The 6449-nt window shown below is 68.0% G+C and carries 6 protein-coding genes and 1 pseudogene; 2 read left to right on the plus strand and 5 right to left on the minus strand.

The annotated features are described in order from the left end of the window. Window positions 1-169: 169 nt before the first annotated feature. Together IEZ21_RS46515 and IEZ21_RS46520 are read right to left on the minus strand one after the other, a co-directional pair. Entirely contained in the window at window positions 170-592 is a 423-nt protein-coding gene (locus IEZ21_RS46515; protein WP_189327858.1) for a hypothetical protein, read from the minus strand. Beyond that, on the minus strand, window positions 589-1419 hold the full coding sequence (locus IEZ21_RS46520) for an IS5 family transposase (RefSeq protein WP_189327859.1): 831 nt from the start codon (window positions 1417-1419) through the stop codon (window positions 589-591). Before IEZ21_RS46520 ends, IEZ21_RS46515 begins: the two co-directional genes overlap by 4 nt. Window positions 1420-1634: 215 nt before the next feature. Between IEZ21_RS46520 and IEZ21_RS46525 the strand changes: the two genes are divergently transcribed. Then, complete coding sequence (locus IEZ21_RS46525; RefSeq protein WP_246568973.1) at window positions 1635-2936, plus strand: IS110 family RNA-guided transposase; 1302 nt, start codon at window positions 1635-1637, stop codon at window positions 2934-2936. A gap of 68 nt (window positions 2937-3004) precedes the next feature. Continuing rightward, complete coding sequence (locus tag IEZ21_RS46530; RefSeq protein WP_246568975.1) at window positions 3005-4396, plus strand: transposase; 1392 nt, start codon at window positions 3005-3007, stop codon at window positions 4394-4396. A 334-nt stretch (window positions 4397-4730) separates the two neighbouring features. Here IEZ21_RS46530 and IEZ21_RS48585 read toward each other — a convergent pair whose 3' ends face one another. The 3 genes and pseudogenes from IEZ21_RS48585 to IEZ21_RS46540 form a co-directional block, all read right to left on the minus strand. Further along, window positions 4731-4859, minus strand: a complete 129-nt coding sequence (locus IEZ21_RS48585; RefSeq protein ID WP_281399770.1) for a hypothetical protein — start codon at window positions 4857-4859, stop codon at window positions 4731-4733. 113 nt (window positions 4860-4972) lie between these two features. Beyond that, a pseudogene (locus tag IEZ21_RS46535) lies at window positions 4973-5245 on the minus strand (transposase); the annotation flags it as partial. A gap of 196 nt (window positions 5246-5441) precedes the next feature. Beyond that, the coding region (locus IEZ21_RS46540) for an ABC transporter substrate-binding protein (RefSeq protein WP_213089442.1) at window positions 5442-6449 on the minus strand (1008 nt) is incomplete at its 5' end.

Genomic DNA, 6449 nt, shown 5'->3' on the forward strand with positions numbered 1-6449 from the left:
AACTCGCCAGATACGTCATGAACACGACGTCAAAGAACAGTTGACGCGACACGCACCATTAGTTCATCGACGAGCCCTGAGTTCGTTCCTCAGAGGGCGGTAAGTGACGTGCTGCCCGTTTCGCGCTTGCCGCTGGGGCTGGCGGGCTGGTGGCGGCCTCTCCGGGTGGCTATGGCCGGGGCTGGGTGAACAACCCCTGCTCGGGCTCGATCAGGATCCCGCGTTCGACCAGCCGCTTCAGCTTCAGCCGGACGTTGTTGACGTTGCTGGGCGTGATCTCCAGATCCATCGCTTCACAGACCGCCCGTGCCCGCAGCGGGGCGTCGGCCGCGGCGAACACCGCCATGATCTGCCGGTAGGCCGGATGGTCCGGCAGCCTCGCGGCCGGCGGCGTCGGCGGGGACGGATCAGGCAGCGCCAGCAGGGTCTTGCGGGTGATGCGGACCTCCTCGGCGACCCGGTCGAACTCCGCCAATTGCGCGGTGAGTTCTGCGATGCGTCCCCGCGTGGCCTCGGCCTGCACGGCGATCTCGCGCTCTTGCTCCTCCAGGTGCGCGAGCACCGCTCCCAAGGTCAGCTCGCTGCCGCTCATGCGCCGCGCCAGGTGGGGGTGGAGGTCGCGGTGAGCATCCGGGCCATCCGGTCGCTTATGGCCCAGTACACCCTCGACTCGGCGGAGGCGGGCCGGTGCTCGTAGTCCCGTACCAGCCTGCGGTGCAGCATCATGATCCCGTTCACCTGCTCCACCACCCACCTCTTGGGCTGCGGGACGACCCCGCTGGCTGCCGGGTTGCGCTCGACGACTTCGACATCGATGCCCACCTTCTGCCCGTGGCCGATGACGGCGGTCTTGAACCCCTGGTCCACCAGAGCCTTGTGCACCGTGTCGGTGTCGGCGGCGACCGTGTCCAGCAAGGCGATGCCGGCGGCGTTGTCGTGCACGGACGCGGTCAGCACCACCACCGCGATCACCAGACCGAGAACATCAACTGCCAGGCCGCGCTTGCGGCCCGGGACTTTTTTTGCCGCGTCCCGTCCGGTCGTCTTCGCGGGCACCCCGGCGGCCGCGTGCAGGCTCTGGGTGTCGAGCACCACCAGGCTCGGGTCGGCCTTGCGGCCCCGGCTCTCGCGGACCTGCCGGCGCAGCAGGTCGTGGATGGTCTGGTCGGTGCCGTCGTCGCGCCACTTGTAGAAGTAGTACTTCACCGCACCGGCCGGGGGCAGGTCGTGGGGGAGGTAGTCCCACTGGCAGCCGGTACGGGACTGGTAGAGCAGGGCGTTGACGATCTCCCGCATCTCGTAGGCGCCCTGGTGGCCGCTGACCGAGGGATGCTGAGCCTTCCAGGAGGCGATGACGGGCTCGATCAGGGCCCACCGCTCGTCGGACAAGTCGCTCTTGTAGGGCTGGCGGTCACTCACGAAGAACACTCCAGCACGACAGGACTCCCCGATCAGTCCCGATACACCTGTGCCACACCTTCCAGCGACAACAAACGCCGCATCACGTCACATACCGCCCTCTCAGGGGCCGTGCACTGTTGCCTCGAGCACGCCATTCAGCTTTCCGATGTCCCCTCCCGCTCCATGGGCAGCCGCCGCCTGCCCGGCATCCAAGTGGAAGCGAGGTGAGGACGGTGCCGGAGACACAAGAGCTCGGCACGGCCGAGGACTTGGTGGAGAGGGTCGCGGCGATTGATGTCGCGAAGGCGTCGGGGATGGTGTGTATGCGCCTGCCCCACGAGACCCGGACGGGACGTCGGGTCCAGGAGGTGTGGAACGTCCCGTCGACCACCACCGCGATTCTGGAGCTGGGCGACCGTCTGGTCTGCCAGGGTGTCACCCGGGTGGTGATGGAGGCCACCGGCGCGTACTGGAAGCCGTACTTCTTTCTGCTGGAAGCCCGCGGCCTGGAATGCTGGCTGGTCAACGCCCGTGACGTGAAGAACGTCCCGGGACGGCCCAAGACGGACAAGCTGGATGCGGTCTGGCTGGCCAAGCTCACCGAGCGGGGCATGCTCCGCCCCTCGTTCGTGCCGCCGAAGCCGGTGCGGCAGCTGCGTGACCTGACCCGCTTGCGCGCGGTCCTCAACCAAGAACGCTGTCGGCACAAGCAGCGGGTGGAGAAGATCCTGGAGGATGCGCAGATCAAGGTGACCGGCGTGCTCACCGACCTGTTCGGTGCCTCCGGCCGGGACATGCTCGCCGCCCTCATTCCCGGCGAACGCGGCCCTCGCGTCCTCGCCGATCTGGCCCGCGGCAATCTGGTCCGCAAGAAGGCCGCCCTGGCCGATGCTCTGACCGGGCAGTTCGAGGACCACCACAGCTTCCTCTGCCAGACGCTGCTGGACAGCGTCGACCACCTCACCGGGCAGATCGCGCGACTGGACGGGCAGATCACCGCTGCTGTTCAGGACCTGCCCGGACCGCAGGAACACACACGCCCCGGGCCCTCGCTCGTCGAGCGGCTCGATGCCATTCCCGGTGTCGGACTCACCACCGCCCACATCCTGCTGGCCGAACTCGGCCCGGACATGGCCGTGTTCCCCACTGCGGATCACCTGGCCAGCTGGGCCAAGCTCACCCCGCGGACCACGCAGTCCGGTGCCAAACGCGGCTCCAGCCCGACCGGCCGGGGCAACCCCTGGCTCAAGAGCGCCCTCGGTGAAGCGGCCAGCGCCGCTGCCCGAACCGACACCTACCTCGGCGCGCGATACAGACGCATCGTCAAACGCCGCGGGCGCAAGAAGGCCCTGGTCGCCATCGCCCGCTCAATCCTGATCATCGCCTGGCACCTGATCAATGATCCCGACACCACCTTCCGTGACCTCGGCTCCGACTACCACCAACGCCTGATCGACCCGAAACGCCGCACCCGCGACCTTGTCCGCCAGCTCAACGCGCTTGGCCACGATGTCACTCTCGCCCCCGCAAGCTGACCGCCATCTCAAGCTCTGGCCAACGAACGCGTCAGCATGCCCGTGACCTGGGGAATTTTCCATTCAGCGTGCTGGCCGATTTCCGCGACCGTCTCGCCGAAGGCGATCGTGCTGACCGCCTCCTGGACCTCGCGCTGGCCCGCCTCAAGGAGGCTGGCCTGGTGCACGAGCGCACCACCCAGCGCACCGACTCCACCCATGTCCTGGCCGCGGTGCGTGACCTGACCCGCCTGGAGCTGATCACCGAGGCGGTCCGCGCCGCACTGGAAGAAGTCGCCGGCACCTCCCCTCACCTGCTGGACGAGCTGGTCGATGAGGACTGGGGGCGCCGCTACGGCCGACCGGTCCGCCTGGGCAAGAACCCCACCAAGCCCAAGACCAGGATCCTTGCCACCGGAAACGACGCCGTCCGGCTCCTGGAACACCTCTACCGGCACGCAGCAGACCGCACATCAGGCCCTCGTATCCAGGCCCTGCGCCAGATCATGGTGCAGAACTACCACCGTGACGCCGCAGGACACCTGCGCTGGCGCACCGCCGAGAAGGAAGGCGGGCCCGGACTGCCGCCCTCGTCCCGGGCGGTCATCTCTCCCTACGACACCTCGGCCCGCTACGCACGCCACGGACACATCATCAGCTGGAAAGGGTTCTCCGCCCATCTGACCGAGACCTGTGCTCCCGACGGCCCCAACGTGATCACAGACGTGGCCACCACCTCGGCCACCACCCACGACAGCCAGGTCCTGCCCGGCATCCACACCCGCCTGTCACGCCGCGGACTGCTGCCCGCCGAGCACCTGGTCGACGCCGGCTACACCTCCCTGCCCCACCTGGAACAAGCCACCCGTGAACACCAGGTCACCGTCTCCGGACCACTCCGGAGCAACCCCACCCGCCAACACCGCCGAAACGAGGGCTTCGCCCGGGACGACTTCCACATCGACTACGACCGCCGGCAGGTCACCTGCCCCCAGGGCCAGGTCAGCCAGGGCTGGCACGGCCCCTACCCGACCTCCTCACCCACCGCGGCCCCACTCATCGTGGCCAGGTTCACCAAAAGCCAGTGCCAGCCCTGCCCGGCCCGCACCCAGTGCACCACCTCCCGCGAAAGCACGCGCACCGTGGGCTTTCCCCCACGAGAACTCCGCGACCTGCAACTTCGCGTCCGCACCGAGCAACAGACACCCGAGTGGAAGACCCGCTACGCGGTCCGCTCCGGAGTGGAGGGCACGGTTAACGAGTTCGCCCACGGATACGGCATGCGGCGCTGCCGCTACCGCGGACAGGGAAAGGCCCACATCCAGCACGTCCTGACAGCCATCGCCGTCAACATCGAGCGCCTCAGCGGACTGCCTCCAACCGAAGAAGCCCCCACGCCCCGCCGACCGACTGCCTTCCAGAACTACCTCGACCAGCGCGAGATACCCCGGCCGAAGTCCTGGCGAACCCTGGGCAGCTGACCTCGGCGCTCCAAGATCCCCGACAGAGTCAAGCTAAGGCATGGCCATGACCGCGTCCGCCATCCGGCACAGGCTGAAAGGTCATGGTCAAAACGCTCGAACGGGCCGCCGTCGACGTGCCCGCCGACGCCCAGCAGTGTCTGGCGGCGTTCCTCGACGCCCGGCGTGATCGGCATCCGCGGATGCCCGACACCGTCCTCGGCCAGCCAGGCGGCCGCCGTTATCTAGTGCTTCTTTGCCTTTGGTACAGGTCAGCGCAGTCTGCTCAGGCATGTTTGGCAGATAGATGAGCGCGGTCGGGTAGTCGAGTCCATGCCGGGCCATCGCGTGGCGGTCAGGTGAGGAGGGCGCGGAAGGCACTGGCCAGGGTGGCGGCGAAGGTGAGGGCGGCGGGGTATGTGGCGCCGTCCATGCGGGCGAGCTTGCCCGAGTCGGCGGCAGCTAGGAGCGCAACGACGATCACGAGTGCGACCTGTGGAAGCGCCCTCCCACGAAACAAAGCGTTCTCGGCCCTGAGCGACAAGTGGTGTTGGATCCCAGGCTCTGGTCCACTTCTTGTGGTTGGGTGACGCTCGGTCACGCCAATAGAACCCGTTTGCGTAGGAGTTCGAATCCTGCGCGGCCGAACATCTGGCGCTTGAGCATCTTGATCCTGTTGACATGGCCCTCCACGACGCCGGAGTTCCAGGGGAGGGTGAGGCCGGCGGTGACGGCGTCGAGGTCGCGCAGGAGGTGCTGAGCGAAGTGGCGGAGGCTGGGCAGTACGGCGGTGGCGCTGGCTACTGCGATCCATTCGGGGAGTTGGTCGCCTTGCAGGTGAGTGAGCATGTGGGCGCAACCGCCCTGGTGCCCTTGAGCTGGGCGGGGCGTCGGCGATCAACTCGCCGATGCCCAGCGGGGGTCGCTGGAACCAGGACCCCGCACGTGGTGAGCGCGAGCTATGGCCAGCGTACGGCGCACCCGCGTCGCTGCTGGCTGTGATCCGACCACGCCGTGTGACAACCCGAGGCCGTCGAACCCGCCACGTACGGGACCTGATGGAGGGTCAGGCGCCCGGGTGCAGACCGGGCCAGCCGGGTGTCGGGTCGCCCTTGACCTCGCCGAAGTAGAGGGCGAAGGTCTGCTTCAGCCGCTCTACCTGGGCCCGGTCCTCCATGAAGCGGGGGAACCCGTCCAGGTGGGCGTTCGGGTACTCCCAGATCGGCTTGAGGCCGGTGGGGGGCGCGATGTCCGTGCGTACCGACCAGCTGTTGGAGGTCTGGCGCTCGGTGGACAGCTGCCAGTTGAGGTAGAGCTTGGCCGCTGTGGGGTTGGCGGCCTGCTTCAGGATCGCGAGCCGCTGTCCCCACGCCATGAACGGGTGCCCGTCGGTCATCACCCAGCGGTTCGGGGTGGTGGCGAGCGGGTTGCCACCCGCGCCGACGCCGATGATCTTCTCCTTGTTGGTGACCGCGGTGCCGGGGGAGAAGGTGCCGCGGGCGAACTGCGGCTGCTGTGCAGCGAGGCGGGCCATCCAGTCCCAGCCGTAGGTCTCGGCGTAGAGGGCGTAGAGGTAGAGCACCGCGTCGTCGTCGTGCGGGTAGGAGGAGGCGATGGCGCCCTTCCAGCGCGGGTCGACCAGGTCCAGCGGCGTCTGCGGCGCGTCGGCGCCGGCCGCCGCCACGTCGTACAGGTAGCTGAAGGCGATGACCATGCCGGCCACCCACGCGCCGTCCGGGTCCTTGAACTTCTTGTGGAGCTTGCTGAAGCCGGCGGGCTTGTACTGCAGCAGCCGCCCCTGGCGCTTCCAGCGGGTGAAGTCGTGCAGCGTCTGCAACTGCACCAGGTCGGGGACCAGGGTGTCGGTCTCGAACTGGTTGTCCACGCGGACGTCGTGGTACTTGCTGTAGTCCACGATGAGGTTGAGGTCGATCTCCGGGAACCGCGCGCGGAAGGCGGTCCGGGCGCCCGCTCCGCTGCCCGAGTTGGCGAGGTCGCCGCCCGCGTAGATCACGAGCTTGCCGCCTTCGGCTATGGCGGCCTGGTACAGCTCGTCGAGGGTCCTGGTCTCCTC

The organism is Streptomyces flaveus, from assembly GCF_014647675.1.
Lineage (GTDB): Bacteria > Actinomycetota > Actinomycetes > Streptomycetales > Streptomycetaceae > Streptomyces > Streptomyces flaveus.